Origin of the sequence: Natronospira bacteriovora, from assembly GCF_030848495.1 — a bacterium.
Taxonomy (GTDB): Bacteria; Pseudomonadota; Gammaproteobacteria; order Natronospirales; family Natronospiraceae; genus Natronospira; species Natronospira bacteriovora.
Genome location: NZ_JAVDDT010000003.1, coordinates 95518 through 117859, shown reverse-complemented (window position 1 = coordinate 117859; position 22342 = coordinate 95518). Strand labels below are relative to the sequence as shown.

16 protein-coding genes are annotated in these 22342 nt (G+C 61.6%); 10 read left to right on the top strand and 6 right to left on the bottom strand.

Features of this window, described 5'->3' with window-relative positions:
* Positions 1–151: 151 nt before the first annotated feature.
* The 3 genes from RBH19_RS06075 to RBH19_RS06065 are packed head-to-tail and all read right to left on the bottom strand — an operon-like array spanning position 152 to position 4085.
* Positions 152–2143 (bottom strand): transglutaminase TgpA family protein, encoded by a 1992-nt coding sequence (locus RBH19_RS06075; protein ID WP_306727932.1) that lies wholly within the window; start codon positions 2141–2143, stop codon positions 152–154.
* Positions 2136–3128 (bottom strand): DUF58 domain-containing protein, encoded by a 993-nt coding sequence (locus RBH19_RS06070; protein ID WP_306727931.1) that lies wholly within the window; start codon positions 3126–3128, stop codon positions 2136–2138. The genes RBH19_RS06075 and RBH19_RS06070 overlap by 8 nt, the downstream gene beginning before the upstream one ends.
* 6 nt (positions 3129–3134) lie before the next feature.
* Entirely contained in the window at positions 3135–4085 is a 951-nt protein-coding gene (locus RBH19_RS06065) for an AAA family ATPase (protein WP_306727930.1), read from the bottom strand.
* Here RBH19_RS06065 and RBH19_RS06060 point away from each other — a divergent pair.
* Entirely contained in the window at positions 4084–5625 is a 1542-nt protein-coding gene (locus RBH19_RS06060) for a hypothetical protein (RefSeq protein ID WP_306727929.1), read from the top strand. The genes RBH19_RS06065 and RBH19_RS06060 overlap by 2 nt on opposite strands.
* On the opposite strand, the gene RBH19_RS06055 is transcribed toward RBH19_RS06060, so the two are convergent.
* Positions 5622–7208: a serine hydrolase gene (locus RBH19_RS06055; RefSeq protein ID WP_306727928.1), complete on the bottom strand. Its 1587-nt coding sequence runs from the start codon at positions 7206–7208 to the stop codon at positions 5622–5624. The genes RBH19_RS06060 and RBH19_RS06055 overlap by 4 nt on opposite strands.
* Positions 7209–7315: 107 nt before the next feature.
* Here RBH19_RS06055 and RBH19_RS06050 point away from each other — a divergent pair, with 107 nt between their 5' ends.
* Complete coding sequence (locus tag RBH19_RS06050) at positions 7316–7939, top strand: rhomboid family intramembrane serine protease (RefSeq protein ID WP_306727927.1); 624 nt, start codon at positions 7316–7318, stop codon at positions 7937–7939.
* A 42-nt stretch (positions 7940–7981) separates the two neighbouring features.
* Here the strand turns inward: RBH19_RS06050 and RBH19_RS06045 are convergent, their stop codons facing one another.
* Entirely contained in the window at positions 7982–11068 is a 3087-nt protein-coding gene (locus RBH19_RS06045; RefSeq protein WP_306727926.1) for an EAL domain-containing protein, read from the bottom strand.
* An 80-nt stretch (positions 11069–11148) separates the two neighbouring features.
* Positions 11149–11808, bottom strand: coding sequence for an XRE family transcriptional regulator (locus RBH19_RS06040; protein ID WP_306727925.1), 660 nt, complete (start codon positions 11806–11808; stop codon positions 11149–11151).
* Between the two features lie 708 nt (positions 11809–12516).
* Between RBH19_RS06040 and RBH19_RS06035 the strand changes: the two genes are divergently transcribed.
* The 8 genes from RBH19_RS06035 to RBH19_RS06000 are packed head-to-tail and all read left to right on the top strand — an operon-like array spanning position 12517 to position 22210.
* Positions 12517–14448, top strand: a complete 1932-nt coding sequence (locus tag RBH19_RS06035; protein ID WP_306727924.1) for a methyl-accepting chemotaxis protein — start codon at positions 12517–12519, stop codon at positions 14446–14448.
* A gap of 32 nt (positions 14449–14480) precedes the next feature.
* The gene (locus tag RBH19_RS06030; protein ID WP_306727923.1) at positions 14481–16139 is read left to right on the top strand and encodes a chemotaxis protein CheW; all 1659 of its coding nucleotides are present in this window, start codon (positions 14481–14483) and stop codon (positions 16137–16139) included.
* A complete protein-coding gene (gene cheB / locus RBH19_RS06025) occupies positions 16139–17260 on the top strand; it encodes a chemotaxis-specific protein-glutamate methyltransferase CheB (protein ID WP_306727922.1) in 1122 nt (373 codons plus the stop codon). The genes RBH19_RS06030 and cheB overlap by 1 nt, the downstream gene beginning before the upstream one ends.
* Before the next feature lie 2 nt (positions 17261–17262).
* Positions 17263–18180 (top strand): CheR family methyltransferase, encoded by a 918-nt coding sequence (locus tag RBH19_RS06020; protein WP_306727921.1) that lies wholly within the window; start codon positions 17263–17265, stop codon positions 18178–18180.
* Positions 18181–18208: 28 nt separating this feature from the next.
* Positions 18209–20740, top strand: a complete 2532-nt coding sequence (locus RBH19_RS06015) for a chemotaxis protein CheA (protein WP_306727920.1) — start codon at positions 18209–18211, stop codon at positions 20738–20740.
* Positions 20737–21003: a hypothetical protein gene (locus RBH19_RS06010; protein WP_306727919.1), complete on the top strand. Its 267-nt coding sequence runs from the start codon at positions 20737–20739 to the stop codon at positions 21001–21003. Before RBH19_RS06015 ends, RBH19_RS06010 begins: the two co-directional genes overlap by 4 nt.
* Positions 21003–21830 (top strand): ParA family protein, encoded by an 828-nt coding sequence (locus RBH19_RS06005; protein ID WP_306727918.1) that lies wholly within the window; start codon positions 21003–21005, stop codon positions 21828–21830. Before RBH19_RS06010 ends, RBH19_RS06005 begins: the two co-directional genes overlap by 1 nt.
* Complete coding sequence (locus RBH19_RS06000) at positions 21827–22210, top strand: response regulator (protein WP_306727917.1); 384 nt, start codon at positions 21827–21829, stop codon at positions 22208–22210. Before RBH19_RS06005 ends, RBH19_RS06000 begins: the two co-directional genes overlap by 4 nt.
* The last annotated feature ends 132 nt before the right edge of the window (positions 22211–22342 follow it).

Genomic DNA, 22342 nt, shown 5'->3' with positions numbered 1-22342 from the left:
TGTTCGTGGAACGGCCAGCCAGGCTCACCAGGTGTTCGGTAGAGCAACATGATTGACGGCGGATTCCAGCCATTGCGCGGATGAATCCGCGCCTACAGGGGTATTGACCAGAATGTTCTGGCAGTTTCCCCAGGACGCGTCCATCGCCTCGCTATTCACGCCCCAGGCGGCGGAGGGACCGCGCGCGCAATGCCCGGAGTTCTTCCCGGATTCGCTGCGCTTCCTCGGCATTGCCGGCATAGCGTGCCCGGCGGAAGCGGTCCATGAGGCTTTGAGTGGCCTGGGCCACGGCGGGGGCTTCCTGTTGCAGGCGTTGCTGCCAGCTCTCCGGGCCTTCGCTGGGCTGGCGCGGGAAGCCGGCGCGGGCCATGCGGCGCTGGAACTGCTGCCAGGCACGTTCCACCGGGTCGCGTGAGGGTGGCGGTTGTTGGCGCCACCACAGCCCCAGCCACAGCAGCAGGAGGCTCAACCCGATCAGGGCCACCATGATCAGGGCGAGGCGCAGGGCATCCCGGCCGGGCAGGCCGAGGTTTTCCAGGAATTCCTGCTGGCGCTCCGGGCCGTAGGCCAGGAACCAGCCGTCCCAGCGGGCCTGCACGGTGTCCCACAGCATCTCCAGCTGGAGCTGCAGGTATTCCAGGCTCAGTCCGCCTTCCCATTCCTCTTCTTCAGCCTGCTCGCCCAGGGCCAGGGTAGTTTCCACCCGGCTGGGGTCGATGGCGCCGGTGGGGTCGACCCGGCGCCAGCCCTCACCGGCGATCCAGACCTCGCTCCAGGCGTGGGCATTGGATTGGCGAACCCGGTAATGGCCGGCCATGGGGTTGTACTCCGCCCCGAGATAGCCGGTCACCACCCGGGCCGGGTGACCGGCCGCACGCATCAGCAGGGTGAAGGCGGCCGCATAGTGTTCGCAGAAGCCCCGGCGGCTGTCGTTCAGGAACTCGTCCATGGCGTGACGCCCCAACCGTGGCGGTTCCAGGGTGTAGTAGAAATCTTCCTGGCCAAAATGATCCAGCACCCGTTCGATCAGGGCCTCGGCGTCGCCATTGCTTTCCTCACCCCAGCGAGCCCCCAGGGCCTGTGTTTCCGGGTTGCTGTCTTCCGGGATGCGAGTCAGTGCCTCACGCCAGCTGTCGGGCAGCGCCGGATCCAGACTGTAACTGGGCCAGGAGTCCACCATGTATCGAATACGGTCACTGATCCGATCCTTGGACTCCAGGCGCATGTCGCTGCGCTGTCGGGTGTTGTTGGGCAGGTCACCGCCGGGGATATCCAGGGCAATGACCCAGTGCTGGCCGTGGTCCTCCAGCGTGATTTCCTGGCGAATGGGATCTCCCAGGGGCAGGAAGCCCGGTTCATGATCGGGGAGTGAGCCCTCACGCCATTCCTGACCATCGAATTCATGGAACACCGGCCCTCGCCAGTAACGTTCATCGGGGCGTGGCTCACGGCTCTCGGGAAAGCTGACCCGGAAGGCCAGTTCGTTCGACTGGGCCAATTGGCTGACCGAGCCCGGGCTCATGCGATCCGACAGGCCGGTGACGGCACGAGGTTCCGGCGTGGGCGTGCCCCACAGCGGGCCGGGGACGCGGGGAAACAGAACGAAAAGAATCAGGGCGACGGGCAGGGCCTGCAGCAAGAGCTTGCCGGCCGTGAGAAAACTGGGTGCCAGCGGCCCCGGCTCACCGATGCGCGACAGGCGAAGCAGAACCCCGGTCTGGAAGGCGGCCACCAGTGTCAGCCAGACGGCCACCGGGAGGTCCTGGTTATTGAGAAACGCGGCCAGTAGCAGAATGTAGGCCAGCATTGCCAGAATCAGTCCATCCCGCGGCTTCCAGCTTTCCAGCAATTTCAGACCCAGCATCAGGCAGAGCAGGGCGGTGCCCGGTTCCACGCCATTGAAGCTGCCAAATTCCAGCCAGACACCACCGAAACAGGCCAGGCCGATGGGCAGGCGCAGGAAGGCCAGTGGCGCATGGCGGCGCCCCAGCCAGCCCGGGATCAGTCGCCAGACCGCGAACAGCAGGCTGAACAGTAACACCCAGACGGGAAGGGTGCCGGCCACCGGCAGGATGCTGGCAAGCATGCCCAGTGCCAGCAGTTGCAGCTCGCGTTCCCGCAGTTTGGGCGTGAGCTCACTCATCGGGGCTACGCTCCTGCTGGAACAGGGCCAGTGCATCCAGGGCCTGACGGGTCTGGGAGGCACCCCGGCCCGGGCCAATGGCCTGATCAGCCAGACGAAGGCCCCAGACCTGATCGTCCGCCTCGGCCTTGAGCACCCAGTGGGTCAGCCGTGACAGGCGAACTTCGGTGTCACCGGGGCCGCTTTGTTCCCAGTCGAACCAGATGGCGCTTTCCCCAGCCGGACTGGCGAATTCCTTGACCACCAGTTCATCGCGGGCGAGATAGTGCCGCCACAGGAGGCGCGCGATGGGATCACCCCCCACGTAGTCACGCAGGCGGGCGAAGTCCTCGGTACCGGCCTGTTCCCGCTGGCCGCTGTCATCCTCCGGATCGTCGGCATGGCGTGGCTCGCTGTTCAGCGGGGTCGGCCAGGCCAGGCCCTCCAGCGGCAGATCCAGCCAGCACCAGGCGCGGAACAGGCCAAAGGGGTAACGGCTCTCGATGCCGAAACGACGAATACGCAGTGGCCCGCGCCGGCCGGGGGTCACAGGCAAGGCCAGGCGGGCCTGTTGGCCGGCGGCCAGGTTCGTCACATCCCGCGGTTCACCGGACTCATCGGTCAGCAGGAGATCGCAGCGGTCGACCCGGTCATCGCTTTCCACGCTCAGTGACAGCGTCTGGATTTCCCCGACAAAGCCGCGGCTTGGCCGGCCGCTGCGAATGAGCAGCCCGGTCAGTTGCCGGTGACAGTGATGCATGCTGACCAGGGCCAGGGCGGCCAGGGTGAAACCCAGCAGGAAGCCCATGCTGTTTGAATAATTCATGGCGGCGAGAACGATGCCGACAATGACAATGGCCATGGCGGCGCCGCTGCGAGTGGGCAGGATATAGATGCGCCTTCGGTGCAGTCTCAGGGGGCTGTGATCAGGCCCCTGACGCCGATAGGCCCAGTGTCGGGCCAGGGTCTGCAGGGTGCGCAGGGGATGACGGAGAACGGCAGCCAAGGGGCCTCACGCCACCGGCGTGTCCCGCAGCAGGGTCTCGACGACCTCATTGAGGCGGCCACGGTATTCGGGCAGGGGTACCAGGCGGTGGCCGGCCACGGCCGGGAACACCGTCTGAACGTCTTCCGGCTCGACGCCCTTGCGTCGGTGCATCAGGGCCCAGGCCTGAGCCGCCTGACGCAGGGCCAGGCCACCACGGGGCGACAGGCCACTCTCCAGCATGGGCGATTCCCGGGTGGCGATCACCAGTGCCTGGAGGTAATTCATCAGGGGCTCGGACAGATGCACATTGCGGGCATGGGTCTTGAGGGCGCTTAGATCATCGGCCCGCAAGACGGGCTCCAGTTCGGTCAGCAGTTCCCGTCGATCCTGACCCAGCAACAGCTGCCGTTCAGCCGCCGGATCCGGGTAGCCCAGGCTCAGGCGCATCAGGAAACGATCCAGTTGGGATTCCGGCAGGGGAAAGGTGCCTACCTGCTGTTGCGGGTTCTGGGTGGCGATGACAAAGAAGGGCTCCGGCAGGGGACGGGTGGTGGTTTCCGTCGTCACCTGGTGTTCTTCCATGGCCTCCAGAAGGGCGCTCTGGGTCTTGGGGGTGGCGCGATTGACCTCATCCGCCAGCACCGTCTGAGCAAAGATCGGTCCGGGGCGGAAGGTCAGGTCGCCCCGTTCCCGGTCAAACACCGATGCCCCGAGAATGTCGGCGGGTAGCAAGTCGCTGGTGAACTGGATACGCTGATAGCTCAGCCCCAGACTGCGAGCGATGGCGTGCGCCAGAGTGGTCTTGCCCACCCCGGGAATGTCCTCGATCAGCAGATGGCCACCCGCCAGCAGGCAGCACAGGGACAGGCGAACGGCCCGATCCTTGCCCAGGATGATTTGATTGAGCTGCTCGATGGCGCGCTCAACACCCTCGATTGACGAGGGTTCGGATGCTCGGGAGGCAATGTCATTCATGGAATTCAGAGTAAGAGAAGCCTTGAGTGAAGTCCATGCCGGACGTGTGTTTTTCTGTCTGGTTCTGATTCTGATGCTCGGGGCCTGTGATCGTTCCCCCGATGAGACCACCCCGGAGGCGGCCGATGCGGCCATCGAAGAGGAGGAGACCGGTGATCAGCAGGAACTGGCTGATTCCGAACCCTGGCAGGTGGCCTGTTGCCTTGCCGAGGAACAGGCGGCGGGCTTTGGCGACACCATGCGATTCTCTGATGCCATTGACGCCCTGAACGTCCTGTTCATGGAGGCGGCGCGATCCCGCGACAGCGAAATGGGGCATTCATCGTTCAAGCCCGAGATGAATGATGACTTCATGCGGAACCGTGCCAGTGAGTGGTTGAGGCTGTTCCAGGCCATCCAGGCCAATTTCTCTCGCGGTATTTCCGTTTACCCGCATGCCGTCATGGAGGCCGGGCAGTGGCAGGGGCGGGGCGAGTCACGTCTTGAGGATCATGTCTGGGGTGTCTATCTCTATCACATGCATCACCGGGAGAGCTGGTTTGCGCACCATGATCTGGATGACGGCATTCGCCATCTGCCGTTGGGCCTGCTGACTGGCCTCAGCAGAAACGTATATGACGGCCATTATCAGGATGGACGATTCCATGCTGACCCGGAAGGTGAGGACTTCTCGGCGGCCAGCATGATGCAGGGCATGGCCGCCGCTCATGCCATGAACTATGCCTGGGTGCGCTGGAAGAAACCGGGTGGTGAGGACGATATGGGGCGACTTGAGGAGGAGCGACTGGCTGGCTGGTTGGGGCGAGGGCCGGAAGATCTTCTGCTCAAGGCCCGTCTGATCGTGCACGAGCTGGATGCCGCCTGGGATGAATCGCGCGCCTTCTATGATTTCGGTGAGGACGAATGGTCTCTGAGGACACTGGCTGCCATGCTGCGTGGCCACAAGGGCTTTTACGAACTGCTTTATCTGTTTGGCGATGATGCCGACCGTGAAGCCGCCCGGCGTCTATTCGACCGTAGCGCCATCAGCGTGGAATCATTGATGGCCATGGCGCGGCCCTGGGGCCTGCCGGCGCGAATCCGCTTCAGCGAAGACGGCTGGCTGGCGGCCGATGAACGTGTCGATGTGGCAGCTCATTGGACGTTGATCGCGGATCTGACCGCCGGCTTTGCCTATACCCGGGAAAGAGACGGTACCGCGCGTTTTCTGGCGCGTGAGCGACCGGCGCTTGCCGAAGGCCTGGCAGCCTTCGTTGACCAGCAGATTGCCGGCGCTCTGGCGTATCAGATGCCGGAGGGATTGCTGGTGAGCAGCCTCGACTGGGCGGATGGCACGGTCGTGGATGCCGATGTGTCCCTCCGGGCCATCAGTCGCTTCCTCCTCGGCGCCGGGGAAGGTTACGGCGGAAGCGACGCCTTCGCCTCTCCATCGGGCTGGGAAGGAGGTGATACGGAAACCGCGACTCGTGAGTTGTACCATGCCCTGTTGCGGCAAGGCGAGTTCGCTCGGGAAACCTTCATGCGTTTGCCAGGCCGCTAATTCTGTTCACGCCGCTGATAAGTAACCGACCGTTGATAGCTGGACGGGTATAAACCCACCTGCAGTACATCCGGACGCAAAGTGAAGTTGACTGTCAGGGTGTCTGGCTGACCGTCCGCATCCAGGGTGAAGTGCACGAACTTTTCCCGTCGGGCCGGGTTGCGCCAGATGGCCCGGAAGGTGTCATGGTGCCAGTGTTCCAGATCGGCGATGTGGCGATCATCCCCCCAGAAGCGCAGGGCCAGGCGTCCTTCGCCCGGGGAAAAGACCTCCACGTCTTTGTATAGCGGGTCGTGGTAATGCCCGGCAAATTCATTCAGTGAGACGGAAGGCCGAGTGCCGGATTGCCGGGCCGCATGGATCTCGTCGCGTTTTTCCTGGGCACTTTGTTTGCGGTCCTGGAAATCGGACAGGTAGTGCTCATGCCAGTCCTTCTCGTCCAGGCCAGCCATCCGGTCAATGATGGTGTTGGCCAGGGCCAGGCGGAAGTTGTTAAAGGTATTGCTGACCACGACCACGCCGAGCTCCAGTTCCGGCACCATGATCAGCTGGGTATTCATGCCGTCTGAAGCCCCTCCGTGCTGGGCAATGCTGTAGCCACGATAGTCACCCAGGCTCCAGCCCAGGCCATAGGCACGGATGGGGGATTGATGGTCATCGCGCCCGGTGGCGATCTGTGGCTGATGGGTTTCACGCATCTGCTCTTCGCTGATCAGCCGTTCACCCCCGTACACCCCGGGCTCACCCAATTGCAGGCGCATCCACTGGGCCATGTCGTGGACGCTGCTGTTGACCGACGCCGAGGGGCCCACATTGTCGAAATTGCGGCGGGGAATGGTCACCACCTCACCATCGATTTCCTGATGGGGCCAGGCGGCATTGGCATCGCTGGCAATGGCCGTGATGCTGGTGTTGCTGTCCTTCATGCCCAGTGGTTCGAACAGACGCGCCATGATGAAGTCATCCCAGCTCTTGCCGGTAATGGCCGGGATGAGCTCCCCGGCCACCGAATACATCACATTGGAATAGACATAGGCCGAGCGGAAGGGCTGCTCGAACTCCGCGTATCGCATCTGGTGGATGATGTCGGCTCGCGGGCTGTAGTTCATGAACTGCAGGCGGTTGCCGGTCATGCGGCCGACGCCGACCCGGTGAGTGAGCAGGTCGCGTACGCGAACCTCGTGGGTGACCCAGGGATCCGACAGGCGGAAATTCGGCAGGTGATCGACGACTCGATCGTCCCAGTCCAGCTTGCCGTCATCCACCAGCATGGCGAGAGCAGCTGCCGTCATGGCTTTGGTGGTGGAGGCCACACCGAAGAGGGTGTGTTCGTCCACGGTCGCCGATTCCCCCAGCTTGCGAAGGCCGAAGCCCCGGGCGTAGATCACTTCGTCCTGATGCACCACGGCGATCGCCAGGCCAGGGATGCCCCAGTCGGCCATGCCGGCCTCAATCCACTCGTCCAGGTCTTCGAGCGACGCCTGGTCGGCCGCTGGCGCGTTCATAGGCAGCAGGGCAGCGCAGGCGAAGAGGGGCAGGGCGATCAGGCGATGCAGGGCAAACATGGCTGGCTCCGTGGTCATGACAGGCCATGATCGTAACCGAGGCCGGGAGCCGGGGCCAGTCAACCCCTTGCGCCGGAGGCAACAGGCGGATAGCGTAGAACCTCATTCTTCGGAGGATGGCAGGCATGGCAAGCATTCAGCGACCCTGGTCGAACTTTCCCCCGGTCGTGACCGGGGTGATGGCCAGTTGCGTCATCGTCTTCATGATGCAGTTGTCCAATTTCAACTGGATGGTGGAGCATTTCGCCCTCTGGGGCGCCAATACGCCCTATTTTCAGCCCTGGCAGTTGCTGTCTTCGGCCTTCCTGCATGGTGGTTACCTCCATCTGTTCGTCAATATGCTGGCGCTGTGGATGTTCGGGGTACAGATCGAGAACGTCTGGGGCTGGCGCCGATTTTTTGTCTTCTATTTCTTCTGCGTGATTGGCGCCTCTGTTGTGCAGTTGCTGGTGGCGAGTGCGGCCGCGGCAGACGGCAACATCTATCCCACCGTCGGTGCCTCGGGTGGTGTTTTCGGCATCCTGCTGGCCTTCGGTTTGATGTTTCCCAATCAACGCATCGTTCTGCTCATTCCACCCATCCCCATGAAGGCAAAGTGGTTCGTGGTCCTTTTCGGGGCCTTTTCCCTGTTTGCCGGATTGACCGGTGCCATGGGCAGCATTGCCCACTTCGCTCACCTGGGCGGCATGGTCTTCGGTTTGATCCTGATGGTCTGGTGGGGCTGGCGCCCGGGGCGTCACTGGCGCTGAGGGGCCGTCACTGGCCGGCATCCGGGTCCGTGCATTGCCGGTTCACGACAGGGGCGGTGGGATCAGTTCCTCCAGTGCCTGGGGTCGATGAACGGCGTAACCCTGCGCCATGTCCACGCCCAGTTCCCGCAGTACGGCGAGAATGGCGTCGTCTTCGACGAACTCCGCCACGGTATCGAGGTTCATTGCCTTGCCCACTTCGTGCATGGCCCGGACCATGCTGCGGCTGACTTCATCACTGGCGATGCTGCGGACGAAGCTGCCGTCTATCTTCAGGGCATCCACCTCGATCTCCCGCAGGTAGGCAAACGAGGAAAGGCCGCTGCCGAAGTCGTCCAGGCCTACCCGGCAGCCCAGTCTTCGAAGGTGCCGGAACAGTCGTTGTGCTTCTTCGAAGTTGTGGATGGCCGCGGTTTCGGTAATCTCGAAGCAGAACCACGCTGGATCCACTTCATAATGCCGGAAGCGGCCTTCTATGAAGGCATGCAGGTCCCCGTTGCCCAGTGAGGTACCGGACAGATTAATGGACCATCGACGTGGGCGATGAGCGTCGTCGGTATTCGCGGCAATGGCGAATACGCGGTCGATGACATGGCGGTCGATTCGGGTCATCAGATTGTAGCGTTCCGCCGCCGGAACGAATTCGGCGGCATCGATGACGGTGCCATCCTCGTCGATCAGGCGCAAAAGGACTTCCAGGCTGGGTGTCAGGTGGCTGTCCGGGGATGTGGGTACCATCCATTGCCCGAACAGCTGAAAGCGGTTCTCCACCAGGGCGCGGTCCAGACGGGGAACCCAGCCCATTTCACCATGCCGTGCGCGGATGTGCAGATTGTCCACCTGATAGACCTGGATACGATTGCGGCCGAGATCCTTGGCCGCATAACAGGCCAGATCCGCCTGGGCGAGCAGATCGCTGGCGGCACCGACCGCCTCGCGGGTATGGGTCATGCCGATACTGGCACCCACCGAGAAGCTGCGGCCTTCCCACTGGAACTGGAAGGCGCGGATGGTATCCAGCAGTGTCTCGGCGATCTCCATGCTGCGATCCATGGGGCAGTCCGCGAGAATCAGGCCGAACTCGTCGCCCCCCAGCCTTGCCAGCTGGTCTGAACGCCGCAAACGGGTGCTCAGCGATCGGGCCAGCTGGCGCAGCAGTTCATCGCCTGCCATGTGGCCGCAGGTGTCGTTGACCACCTTGAACTGATCCAGATCCATGTAGATCAGGGCGTGCACCATGCCCTTGGCCGGTGGCCTTGCCAGGGTCAGCCGTAACTGCTCATCAAAGGCCCGCCGGTTGAGCAGGCCGGTCAGGGTGTCGTGGCTGGCTTCCCAGCTGAGGTCGGCCTGTGCCTGGTTGCGATCCAGCTCCAGGGCAATGCGCGCAGCAAACACATCCAGTATGGGTTCCACCCGGGACAAACGCACGCGTGTCACCCGCTGGGTATCCAGAGCGATCAGATAACCCCAGCGAATGCCGGAAGCCGGGCGAATGGTTGTTGCAAACAGGCTTTCTCCCTGCATGGCGCTGACCAGGCGATCATCCGGGATTTCGCTGGCCAATCCGTCGCAGATCACCAGCCGTTCTTCACGTAGCAAGGCCCTGATGATCTGTTCCGGCAAGGCCGGGCACTCATGACCGCCCTTCTCGTCGTGCCATGCACGCATTTTCAATTGCTCCTCGCCGACGCACTGAACGAGAACGCAGCATCGCATGCCCAGGGCTCTTGCCAGGTTCCGGTTGGCCAGCTGGAAAAATTCCTGCTCGGACTCCTTGCCGGTGAGCAGAGCCAGGCTGCGCAGGGCCTCTTCCAGGCGTTTGCGTTCGGTGATGTCCCGATCAATGCCGCGATAGCCACGGAAGTTGCCCTCATCATCAAAGACCGGCACACCGCTGGTCTCGAGCACGACCTCATGCCCGTCCCGGTGGACATTTCGGTTCTCCAGCATGTGGAAGGGTTCCCGGGCTTCGATGATGCTGTGGTAGACGTCGGTCAGTCGGTCCTGTTCCCGCGGTGTCATGGGGTCGTAGGGGCGCATTCCGACCACTTCCTCGGGGCGGTATCCCATCATGTCCTCGATCTGGGGGCTGGCGTAGACGCAGTAACCGTCGGCATCCATCTCCCAGACAAAGTCGCTGGTGGATTCGATCAGACTGCGAAAGCGGGATTCACTCTGCCGCAGCTCCTGTTGAACCCATTCACTGCGCCGGGTTTCCCGCCAGAGCAGAACCACGCCCAGGAGCAGTAGCAGACTGACTCCGGTGCCGAGGAAAAGGTAGCCACGCAGGGTGGCCCGCCAGGGCTGGAGGACCCGGTCGACGTCGATGGTGACGGCCTGCACCAGTGGATAGCCGCCCACGGGGCGTTGAACCAGAAAGTAATCCTTCCCGGATTCCCGATCACTGAACTGTCTGAGGGTCTGTGCCGAACCATTGTCTGCCACGGTTTCGATCAGCGAGCCGGGGATGTCACCGCTGGTCGTCACCAGTGCCCCCCGGGTATCCACCAGGGCCAGGCCACCCGCCAGATTGACGCCCAGTTCCTGAAAGAGCGCCTGGTAGTGGCCGGGGTCGATGATGGCGGCGATGACACCGAGGAACTGGTCATCCTGATCACGCAGGGCACGGCTGGCGGCAATGAAGTGCATGCCGCTGGTGCGTGCCTCCAGGGGGCGGTCGAGAAAGAGACCGTCGGTGGGCATGAGCTGGTGGGTGCGGAAATAATCCCGATCCGCCAGGTTGGAGGCCAGGTTGGGGTCGCCGTAGAGGTCATTGACCCAGCGCCCGGAGGCATTCACGACGATGATGTTGCTGACCATCGGGCCGCGCACACTCTGGCCCAGGATGGCGGTGATGTCGGGGTGTTCCAGGGTGATAGGTCCGTAGGCATCAAGTACACGGCTGGCGAGGGCGTCCAGCGTTGTATCCACGCTCTCAAGGGTGCGGATCGTGTACTGCTCAAGCCCGCTGGCAATGATCCCCGCCGATGCCTGGGCATCGCTCAGCGTGCGCTGGTACTGGCGATAGAGGTCGCTGGCCAACAGGCCATTGATGGCCACGATGGCCGTCAGGCCGAAAACGAGCAGCCCAAGCCGAAGTCTTGGGGAGGACATTGCTGGATGCGTCATGGAGTTCTTCCGTGTCGACACACCCATTCTTTCCATTGTGCCGGAACATTGCAAGGCACGAACGAATGACCAGAGGTTCCTCAGAACATGCGCCGGCCGCACCAGATCACGCGGCCGTGAATGCGGATGCGGCCGGCCTTGAGTGCATTCAGCTCCATCTCGAAGCTCTGGTAACCGGGGTGTTCACTGTGGAATTCGATTTTCTGTCCGGGCTTGTGCTGTATCCGCTTGACCAGAAAGGCGTCCTGGAGGCTCAGGGCGTAGATGCCGTCGTGTCGGGGGCCTTCGCCTCGCTCCCTGTCGATGACCATGACATCGCCGGTTTTCAGTAGCGGACTCATGCTCTCATCCTGTACCAGGCAGACGGCGAGATCTTCGGGGGGCGCCTGCAGGGCCTGCACCACCCACTCGCGGCGAAGCGACAGGCCGGGGAGGCTGGCCGGTGAATGTCGTCCGCTGCTTTCACTGCCGTCGGTATCCAGTGGCGGGATGCGAAAGTCCTCATGGTCACAGCTGCCGCGCCCGGTTGCCAGCCAGTCAAGAGACACATTGCAGGCAATGGCCAGTCTCGCCATGGCACCGACCGGGGGCTGGTTGTCTCCCCTCAAATAGCGGCTGAGTGCGTCCGTCGAGACGCCGGCCGCCTGGGCCATGGTCTTCCTGTTTCGGAAGCGCTGTCCGAGGGAATTCAGGCGCTCGCGAAACGCCTCCGGTTCGAATTCTGCATTCCTTGCGGTCATGGGTAACAGGGTTCCGTCGAATTTCCGGGGGAAACCGCTTTCTGGTCGAGGGGGCGAGGGGGTGCCCCTGCATTTCGTCTGGAACGGTCGCCATTCGGTGATGAACGGTGACGCAGATTCTTGCCATTTGGCGCATTTATGCCACGCTTTAAGTGAGCATGTGCGGAAAACGGCGCATATCTGCGTCTATCGGGCTTGCTTTTTTTCGCGTCTCGCACCAGGGAGACAGGGATGGAAGGGTTTTGTTTTAAGACAGGCCTATGCAAACGGTGTTCCGTGAATTGCTGCGGTCGCTTTCGAGCCAGGGGCCGGCTCGATCCTGGCGGTGGGTACACACATCAGGATCGGTCGTGGCCGCCAGGATCGGTGACGGCATCGTGCGCCCACTGGTCTCGCACTGTGTGCGCACCCGATATACGCAATTTAAAACAAAGAATCAGTCGTGAACAGCCAGTTCACCCACGCTTCCAATCGATATCCGGATGTCGTGGATCGATCGTCCCAATTCCCGCGAATTTTTACCATTCACGCCAGTTTTGCGCCCGCTTATCGGCTGTAGTGTATTTGTAATGGTTTTGTATCGTCTTTGTGTCATAGTGAAACGACACGACATAAGATCGACAACCGATGATCCTGCGCTCATGAAGCGGATCAGCAGACGTAACGTTGTCGACTACCGCAACTGCCATCCGGCACTGGAGGAATGAAATGGCATTGGTCAAGACAGGTGAAGTCAAGCAGGACGCCGGGGCGGCCCCGCCGCCGCCCGCAGACGGGTTCGATCCGGACGCTGATCGGAGTCGTGCCGATGCGGTTCGACGCCGGGCACGCAATACCGCACGCCGGCAGCAGACCGCTGAGCGAATTGCGGCGGCCGCAACGCAGTTGTCCAGCTCCGTAAGTCAGTCGGTGGCCGCATCGGAAGAACTGGGGCGTTCCATGGAGCAGGTGTCCACCGGTGCCGAAGAAGCGGCTTCCGCCGCCCAGGAAACCCTTCAGGCGGTTGCCAGCTCGGCGGCAGCGGTACGACAGCAGCGGGATAACAGTCGCAGTGCCATCAAGCGCCTGGATGCCATGAAGGACGAGGTGGAAGCTGCCAATCGCCTGATTGAAGGCATGGTGGCGGGGGTGCGCAAGGGGGTGGCCCGGCAGGAAGAGGCGGTCAAGCAGGTCAATGCCATGGCTGACTCCGCCCGGGAAGTGGGTGAGATCGTTCGTGCGGTCACCCGTATTGCTGATCAGACCAATCTGCTGGCGCTGAATGCTGCCGTGGAAGCGGCCAGTGCCGGTGAGCATGGCAAGGGATTTGCCGTGGTGGCGGATGAAGTGCGTGCATTGGCCGAGACAGCCCAGTCCAGTGCCGACCGGATCCAGACCCATGTGACGTCAATCGGTGAGCAGGTTGAGGCGCTGGTGGAAAAGATCCAGCAGGCGGCTCAGGCCGGTGCGGATGACCGCAAGGCGGGGGATGCCGCCATTGAGCAGCTGGAGCGCACCCGCAAGAGCATGGATGAAATGCTGCAGGGTGCAAGGGAGATTCTGGAAACCGCCGAGCAGTCAGCGGAAGTGTCGGACCGTGTGCAGCAGGAGATGGAGAAAGTGGCGTCGGCATCCGAACAGCAGTCCTCCGCTTGCGAGGAAGCCGCCCGCATGGTGACCCAGCAGAACCGGGCGCTGGCGGAATGTCAGGAATCGGCCCAGCACCTTGCCCAGGTTGCCGAGGAGGTGAAGGGGAATACCGATGGCACCGGGCGTGGCGCCGATCTGGCCTCTTCGGCGGAACAGCTGGCGGCCTCTGTGGAAGAAATCCAGCGGGCCTCGGAGCAGATTGGAACGGCGATTGAACAGATCGAGCAGGGGGCACGGCTGCAGAGCCAGGGAGCATCGGCCACCAGTGCGCAGGTGGAGCAGCTGCTTGGGGGTGCACGCCAGGCCTCGGAACGTGCGGACGCACTGGTAGAACAGGGCGATCGAATCCTGGAGCTCCTCAAGGAAAACAGGGAGAAGGTGGAGGGCATGCTTAAACGCATTGCCGAAAACGGTGAAGAAAGCCTCGCCTTCCATCAGGACGTGGCCGGTGTGGAAGGTGTCTGCGGAGACATCGAGCGGGTCATGAAGAGCATTGAGACTGTCAACATCAAGACCAGCATGCTCGCCGTCAGTGGTGGAATCGAAGCGGCCCGAGCCGGAGAGTTCGGTGACGGCTTCGTTGTCGTGGCCAACGACATCCGCAATCTGTCCCATGATGCCGCTGAGAACGCCGAACAGGTTGGCGAGGTGGTGGGTAATGCCCGTGGTCAGGTGGATGCTTCGCAGCACCTGTTCGACACCCTGGCGCGTGATTTTTCCGGCGATGCCGAGCGTTATCAGGAGATCATCGAAAGCATCGAGTTGGTGGAAAAGCGCATCAGTGGCGTCGTGACCGGCAACCGTGAAAGCGCCCAGGCGTCCCACGAGATCCGCAATGCGGTGGAAGAAGCCAAGACAGCGGTGGAGCAGATTGCTTCGGCGGCAACCCAGGCGGATCAGTCCAGTTCCGAGGCGGCTGCGGCGGCTCGACAGCAGGGGCAGGGTGCACGTGAGTTGGCTCGTGCCGCGGAAGAGATCGCCGGTCTGGCCGACGAGTTGCAGGCCCTGTAAGGGCGGTCACCATTGCCAGGGGAGAGACAGTCATGTCGACCCATGCAGAAGATGTATCCGACGGTACAGAGCCGTCCAGGGAGGCCAGGACGGCCGTCGAAGCCGCTGCCAGGGATGACTCGCTGGAGTCCTACGACGACCGACAGACCACCATGGCATCAGAGATGTCGCAGTATCTCGCCTTTGATGTCTGTGGGCGGGAAATGGCGCTGCCGCTGGAGATGATCGGTGAAATCATCCGCCCACCAGCCATCACCCCGGTGCCGCTCAGCCCCGATTGTCTGCCGGGGGTCTTCAGTCTTCGGGGCAGTGTGTTGCCCGTGCTCTGCCTGCGTCGTGTGGCCGGAGACGAGGAAGCCGAAGATGACGAGGGGCAGCGCATTCTGGTTGTTCGCTGCCAGCCGAAACTGGGCCTTCGTGTCGACCGGGTTCATCGCGTATTTCAGGCGCCCGCCCCCCTTCGTCGAGAGCGTGGCGAGGATGGCGATGGGGCGGGAACATCGGAGGACAGCCCGGGTGGTCTGATGACCCGGGGCGCGATTCAGGATCAATCCCGCATTCTCCAGTTGCTGGATGTCGACGCCGTACTGGATCACCAGCTGGGGGCATGGCAGCAAGGCGGTGTCATGGCGGCGGAAAATGATGCCAGCCCGCTAGCGGGCAGTGACATGGAGTCTGCGTCCCGCAGTCAGGTCGCCGAACAGATCGTGGTCAGCGTACGTGTGGATGGGCAGGATTTCGGTCTGGATGCCTTGCCGGTGCGCGAGATACTCGATTGTCCCGAAGAGATCAGCCCGGTACCCAGGGCACCGCAGGGCATGCTGGGCCTGGCCGCCTTGCGGGGTGCCACCGTCCCATTGTTCAGCCTGCGTCGCCTGCTGGACTTCCCGGAAGCGGCCGGTGGACGACGTGTGGTGATTCTGCCGGTGGGCGACGCCGGGCTTTCCATTGGCCTGGTGGTGGATGATGTCAATGAAGTTCTGCGCATCCCGGAAGATGATATCGGTCCGGTGCCTCAGCTGGGTGGTGAACAGGCTCGGGAGTTTTCCGGTGTTTACCGGCCATCGTCGGTCTCGGCCAGCGAGGAACGAAGTAACACAGGCCTGCTGACCCTGATTGATGTGGATGCCTTCCTTTCTGTTCACCGCCTTGTGGAGATGGCGGAGAAGATGATTGATCAGAAGAGTGAAAAAGGCACTGACAAGAACATGCGAGCAGGCAACAGCGAGGCAGCCGCCATGCAGCAATATGTGATTTTCGAGCTTGACGGGCAGTCGTTCGGAGCGCCGATTGAAATCGTCAAGGAAATTCTCAGGCTTCCCGAAACACTCACGGGCGTGCCGAGTGCGGGTGCTCGTGTGGAAGGTGTCATCAATCTGCGCGGCCGTGTTCTTCCCGTGGTGGACATGCGTAGACGATTCGGCTTACCAGTCAGTGAACGCAATGAATCGCAACGGGTGCTGGTTCTGGAGCTGCAGGGACAAAGGGCCGGCTTCATCGTGGATTCGGTCAGTGAAGTACTGAAGGTTGCCGAGGAGCAGGTCAGTGATGCCCGTGAACTCGCGGCGTCCAGGGCAGACTGGGTCGCGGCCGTCATCCGACGGGAAGGTGATGCGGGGATGGTGCTGGTCGTGGACAGGAGCCGGCTTCTGGCGCCGGAAGACCTGGCAGAGCTGGAGGCGGTCAGCTGATGGGGCAGACAGCCGAGCGGATCAGATCAAAGGGAGAGGGCGTTACCCGTGTTCTGGTGGTGGACGATTCCGCCCTCATGCGCAGGCAGTTGATGCGTATGTTCGATGCCGAACCGGACATGGAAGTGGTTATGGCGCGGGACGGTGCGGATGCCCTGGAACGTGTTCGTGACTTTCGCCCACACGTGGTGACTCTCGATATTCATATGCCGGTAATGGACGGCCTTGAATGCCTCAGCCGAATCATGACCGAGATGCCTACGCCGGTGGTGATGGTTTCCTCCCTGACGGAACAGGGGGCGCTGGCAACGCTGGAGGCCATGGAGCTGGGGGCGGTGGATTATATCCAGAAGCCTGGCGGCACGGTAACGGTGGATATGGAGCGGGTTCGTCGTGAATTGATCGAGAAGGTGCGCGCCGCCGCCACGGCGAGAATCGGCGGTGTTTCCGATACCGAGATCGATCCCGCAGAGCCAGTGGCGGTTACCAGCCCAAGGCGTGCGGAAACAATGCCGGTAAGTCGTGAGGGAGTGGTTCTCATCGGCGTGTCGACCGGAGGCCCGCGTACATTGGAAAGCATCCTCCCCGAGCTGCCCGCGGACTTTCCCTGGCCTGTGCTGGTAGCGCAGCACATGCCTTCCAGCTTTACCGGTGTGTTCGCCAAACGCATGAACGAGCGCTGTCAACTGACCGTTACAGAGGTGGACAAGTTGACCGATATTCGGCCGGGCGGTGTCTATATTGCCCGAGGCGATGCCGACATGGTCATGACCAACCGCAATGGCGTACTCAAGGCCATGCCTGTCCCGAGCGACGAAAGCGGCTTCTGGCATCCATCGGTCAATCGCCTGGTGAAGTCGGCGATCGAACAGCTTCCCTCAGCCTCGATTGCCGGCGTGCTGCTTACCGGAATGGGCGACGATGGTGCCGAGTCGATGGCTGAGCTGTACCACGGTGGCGGGTTCACCATTGCGGAATCCGAGGCCACGGCTGTGGTATGGGGCATGCCCAAGGCGTTGATCGACAGGGGCGCGGCCGACATGGTCATTCCGTCAAACCTGGTTGCCCAGCAGCTCCTTCGCCACCTGCGTCAGGTTGGCCAGAACGCGGAGACGGCCTGAACATGAACGATGTCTCCATGGCGATGAGTGACAAGGATTTCGAAGCGTTCCGTGCTCTCTTTCTCGAGACCCTGGGTCTCTACTTTGAAGATCATCGTCGTTATCTGGTGGAGAAGCGGGTCGCCAGCAGAATGAAACAACTCCGATTGTCCGACCATCGGCGTTATCTCGCTGTACTTCAGTCATCCACGAGTACCGAGGAGTTCGAGGCGTTGACCAATGCCATCACGGTCAACGAGACCTATTTCAACCGCGAGTACTATCAACTCCAGTGCATGACGCGCAGTCTCCTGCCTGAGATTGTGGTAAACCGCCGTCGCCGGAAGGTGCCCGACAGCGAGCCATTGCGTATCTGGTCCATCCCCTGCTCCACCGGCGAGGAGCCTTACTCAGTGGCCATGGAGCTCCTTGATGCCTGGCCTGCGGTGGATGACTACATTGTGGAAATTCATGCCTCGGATGTGGACACCGATGCGCTGCGTCGAGCAAAGGAAGGGGTCTACGGTGAGCGCGCCCTGAGGATGCTTCCGGCAGCCCGACGGGAATGTTACCTGCGCCCCGAGGGGCCGGGACAGTATCGCATCTGTGAAGCCATTCGGCGTTCGGTCAGTTTCAGCAAGATCAATCTGAACAGTGATGACTGGATGGCACGTCTGCCTCCGATGGATGTGATTCTCTGTCGCAATCTCCTGATCTATTTCAATGATGAAAGCCGACGGGAAGCTGCCGGGCGACTTTTCAAGGCGCTCAGGCCCGGTGGATTCGTTTGCCTGGGCCATTCGGAATCCATGCACCGCATGAATGCAGATTTTCTGTATCGCCGCTTCCCGGAAGCCATTGTGTATCAGCGTCCCGTGGGAACCCGTGGCCCTGGCCAGGATGGTTCCGTTTCGGACATGGAAGATCTGGCCTGCGGCTGAATCGCCGTTGACCAGCTTAGGAGGTTATGTGAATCAGGCTGATGATGTCAGTGCTACGGAAACGGATCCCCTGCTTGCACAGTTCGTGGTGGAGGCACGGGAGCAGTTGCAGTCGGCCGCTGACGGCCTGCTGGTTCTGGAGCAACAACCCCGTGAGCGGGCAGCCGTGGATGCGGTGTTCCGCAGTCTCCATACGGTCAAGGGTGGCGCAGGCCTGTTCGAGGCACCGGCACTCAACCGCCTGCTCCACGAAACAGAGCAGCTCTTGCATGGGCTTCGCACGGGCGAGCTTGAGCCTGATGCTGATTTCGTGGATCTGTTGCTGGAGGCGGTGGATCAGACTCAGGCCTGGGTCGATCAAATGGCGGAGGGGGGCGTATCGAACCTGAGTGGGTCCGAGCGTGCAGAGCGGCTGGTCAAACGTATTGCTTCCGTGCTGGGCGAAGGTGTTCTGGCATCACAGGCAACGCCTTCCGATCATGGATCGCCTCCGGATGTGCAGATCAATCCGAATGCCATGGCCTGCTTCCCGGTAGCTGCGTTGATCCGCAGCTTCGTCCATCAGTTCAAGGCGGGGGCATCGGATCTTAGGCTGATCCGGCTGGAGCCGGATCCGGAGGCTTTCCTGAAGGGGCGAGATCCTCTGGCCTGGGCCATGGAACTGCCGGGGTTTCTGGCATTGGGCGTGGAGGCTGCCGAGGTGCCTGAAGACCTTTCCGAGATGGACACTTTTCGCTTTAATCTCACGCTTTCGCTGCTCACCTCAGCAGATACCGGGACGTTACAGCAGTTCGCCGATCGTTCAGGAATCCCGGTTGAGATAATGACGGTACCCATTGATTCGTTGCTGCGTCTGGACGGTGACCCACGTCCGTTGACCGCGGAAGATGATCTGCTGGATGCCCTCGATGACGCCATCTGCCGACACGATGGTGACGCCCTTGAGCGTGCCATTACAGTGGGCATGAACCTATTTGGTAATGGCCTTTGGGTGTATCGGGGCCTGGAATGGTTGAGTGCGCTACAGGACCTGGGAGAAATCCCGGTGGCATGGAAGCGGGCCGTGGTTGAGGCCATGAAGCGCCGCTGTCAGCCCTGCATGGAAGATGGGGCTGGCAGCGGCGTCAATGACGACGAGGCCTGGTCGCTGCCGGATGGCGGCGGCGGCCTGTTCCTGTCGGAACCGAGTGCCGATTCAACGGCCACGGCGGAGATGGATCCGGCCATGGTCGGTTTGTTTGATGACGCCCCTGGAATGCCGTCTGAGGCACAGGTCGGGAATTCCCCGGAAGTTGTCGGCACGGGATCGGAGGTTTCAGAACAAAAGGTGGAGGCCGGAGCTGGTAACGACTCCGGTGTTCAAGCGCAGTCTCGGAAGGGGCCGGCGCATGTGCATGTGGACACCCAGCGCCTGGATCAGCTGGGTGAGCTGGTGGGCGAACTGATTGTGGCGCGCAATGGTTTGCCTTATCTGGCACGCCGAGCGGAACAGGATCACGGGTCCCGCCAGCTCTCACGAGAGATCAAGGAGCAGGCTCAGCTATTGGAGCGAGTGACCGGAGAACTTCAGAGGGCGGTGTCGGCAGTGCAGATGCAGCCGGTGGCGACCACCTTCCAGCGCTTTCGTCGGCTGACACGCGACATTGCACGCAAGCTGGACAAGCAGGTCGAACTGGTGCTGGAGGGGGAGGGTACCCAGGCGGATCGTCAGGTGCTCGCGGCCATGGTTGACCCCCTCACGCACCTTGTACGAAACAGTCTGGATCATGGGATCGAGTCACTGGAGGAACGACGTGCCGCTGGCAAGCCGGATCGTGGCCGACTGTTGTTGCGGGCCAGGCATTCGGGCGACTGGTTGCGGCTGGAAGTAGCCGATGACGGCCGAGGCCTGGATCCGGAGCGGATTGCTGCCATGGCGCTCGAGAAAGGCATTGTCAGTGCAGAAGAACTGGACGGCATGGATGAGAGAGAAAGGCAGAAACTCATTTTCGCGCCAGGTTTCTCCACGGCGGACGCTGTTTCGGAAGTCTCTGGCCGAGGTGTTGGCATGGACGCCGTTCGCGACACCGTGGAGGCGTTGGATGGACAGATCGACCTGGACAGCGTCCCTGGAGAAGGCAGCTGTGTGACCTTATCCCTTCCGCTCTCCATGGCGGTCACTCGGGTATTGCTGGCCCATTGCGGGCGGCAGCAGCTGGGGATACCCATTGAGGCCGTCGTCGAGATCGTACGCCGCAGTCCCGCCGACATTCAGAAGGTTAGCCATCAGCCGGTGATCATGGTTCGGGAGGAAGTCTTGCCAGTGCTTGATCTCAACCAGCACCTGGGGATCGAGCCACCGGAAGAAACGCAGGAGCCGGACGCGGTGGCCAGTTTCGTTCTCCTGCACTGGCAGTCCCGGCGTGTTGCCCTTCGTGTGGATGACGTGGGTGAAGACATGGAGGTGGTGGTCAAGCCACTGGAAGGGCTGCTCAGGCAAAGTGACCTGTTCACCGGTCATGCCTTGTTGGGTGATGGGCGAATACTTTTCATCCTGGATATGAAGGGGCTACTGACATGAGTCTTGAGATTGATGCGGATCGCATTCAGCTGATCGAGCGTTGTGAAGTCGAGGAAGCGGAGGATCTGTTCCAGGCGGTGCGTGCTCACCCTGAACGCCCGGTGGATATTTCCCATTGCATCTGGATGCATTCCGCGGTGTTTCAGGTTCTTTACTATCTGGAAGCGGACGTGGTTGGCGAGCCGGCGGATCCCTGGCTTTGCCAACATATCATGCCCCTGCTCAATCGGATCGATCAGCCGGTGCAGAGGGAGACGGGTTGATGGATATTCGGCCCCGTACCATTGCCATAACCAACCGAAAGGGTGGCTCCGGCAAGACCACAACGGCGGTGAATGTTGCCGCGGAACTGACAGCACGTGATGCCCGTGTGCTGATCATTGATCTGGATCCGCAGAACCATGTGGCCATTGGCCTGGGTTTGCAGGAAGACGTGCGCATCGGCAGTCATTGCGTGTTTGCCGGCAAAGAGTCACAGCTCTCGCAGGCTATTCATTCTACCCCCACGGGGGTGGATGTGATTCCTGCCGATCCTGCCTTTGATGGGAGCCACCCGGGTGGTGACTGGCATCGTCTTCGTCGGGCGCTCTGCCATCCGGCCTTCGAGCCGTATGACGTGATTATTCTGGATACGCCGCCTTCCATGGATTCGATCTTGATGAATGCGCTTATGGCATCGGGCAGTGTTCTGGTGCCACTGATCCCTCATCACCTGGCTGCGGCTGGTGTGAGAGCGCTATCACGCCTGTTCATGCGCGCCAGTCTCAGCGGAGGTCATCAGCCGAATCTGCTGGGCATTCTGCCTGTGATGGTTGATCGCCGAGTGCGCTTGCAGCGATCCGTTCTGGATGAGTTGGCGGCAGAGTTCGGCGCAACCCGTATTCTTCGGGGAATTCGAAGTGATATTCGGTTGGCGGAGGCCTTCGGGGAAGGGAGGCCGGTACGTGATGTGGCCCCTCGAAGTCGGGGCAGCATGGATTATTTTCTTGTGGCCGAGGCTCTGGTAAGGGGGGCGGGCTTGCCGAATCTTGAGCACGGCTGCGTCGATGTGTATCCCAAGTCACAGGCACTCCAAGGAGGACTGCAATGAAGACGATCTACCTGGTGGATGATTCAGGAACCATACGCATGAGTATGGCGACGATCATGGAGCGGGCTGGCTGCAAGGTGGAGACGGCCAATGACGGACAGGAAGCGCTGGAGCGATTGAGGAATGGCTTCAAGCCCGATCTTCTGATCACTGATGTTCATATGCCGCGCATGGATGGTCTTACCTTGATAAGAGAGGCCCGTGCCCTTCCTGCTCACGCACGAACGCCAATCCTTGTGTTGACCACCGAATCCCAGCAGGAGAAAAAGGACGAGGCCCGTCGCAATGGGGCCACCGGCTGGATGGTCAAACCGGTGACTGCGGATAATCTCAGGGCAGTCCTCGGCAAGCTCCTGAATCTGGACATGAATGCGGCCTGAGGAGGCGCCATATGGCATTCAATCCGGAGGAGCCTGACAGAGAGTCCCAAGTTCCCGGCTGGGCCGCACGCTTGCCGTGCTTACTGCTTGCCGGCCTGCTTGGTGGGCTGATGATTCTGTTGCCTTTGCAGT

Coding starts and splice junctions, on each gene's coding strand:
- cheB (WP_306727922.1), top strand. CDS start 16,139: ATGGGGCAGACAGCCGAGCGGATCAGATCAAAGGGAGAGGGCGTTACC.
- RBH19_RS06010 (WP_306727919.1), top strand. CDS start 20,737: ATGAGTCTTGAGATTGATGCGGATCGCATTCAGCTGATCGAGCGTTGT.
- RBH19_RS06065 (WP_306727930.1), bottom strand. CDS start 4,085: ATGAATGACATTGCCTCCCGAGCATCCGAACCCTCGTCAATCGAGGGT.
- RBH19_RS06000 (WP_306727917.1), top strand. CDS start 21,827: ATGAAGACGATCTACCTGGTGGATGATTCAGGAACCATACGCATGAGT.
- RBH19_RS06045 (WP_306727926.1), bottom strand. CDS start 11,068: ATGACGCATCCAGCAATGTCCTCCCCAAGACTTCGGCTTGGGCTGCTC.
- RBH19_RS06055 (WP_306727928.1), bottom strand. CDS start 7,208: ATGACCACGGAGCCAGCCATGTTTGCCCTGCATCGCCTGATCGCCCTG.
- RBH19_RS06030 (WP_306727923.1), top strand. CDS start 14,481: ATGTCGACCCATGCAGAAGATGTATCCGACGGTACAGAGCCGTCCAGG.
- RBH19_RS06050 (WP_306727927.1), top strand. CDS start 7,316: ATGGCAAGCATTCAGCGACCCTGGTCGAACTTTCCCCCGGTCGTGACC.
- RBH19_RS06005 (WP_306727918.1), top strand. CDS start 21,003: ATGGATATTCGGCCCCGTACCATTGCCATAACCAACCGAAAGGGTGGC.
- RBH19_RS06035 (WP_306727924.1), top strand. CDS start 12,517: ATGGCATTGGTCAAGACAGGTGAAGTCAAGCAGGACGCCGGGGCGGCC.
- RBH19_RS06040 (WP_306727925.1), bottom strand. CDS start 11,808: ATGACCGCAAGGAATGCAGAATTCGAACCGGAGGCGTTTCGCGAGCGC.
- RBH19_RS06075 (WP_306727932.1), bottom strand. CDS start 2,143: ATGAGTGAGCTCACGCCCAAACTGCGGGAACGCGAGCTGCAACTGCTG.
- RBH19_RS06060 (WP_306727929.1), top strand. CDS start 4,084: ATGGAATTCAGAGTAAGAGAAGCCTTGAGTGAAGTCCATGCCGGACGT.
- RBH19_RS06020 (WP_306727921.1), top strand. CDS start 17,263: ATGAACGATGTCTCCATGGCGATGAGTGACAAGGATTTCGAAGCGTTC.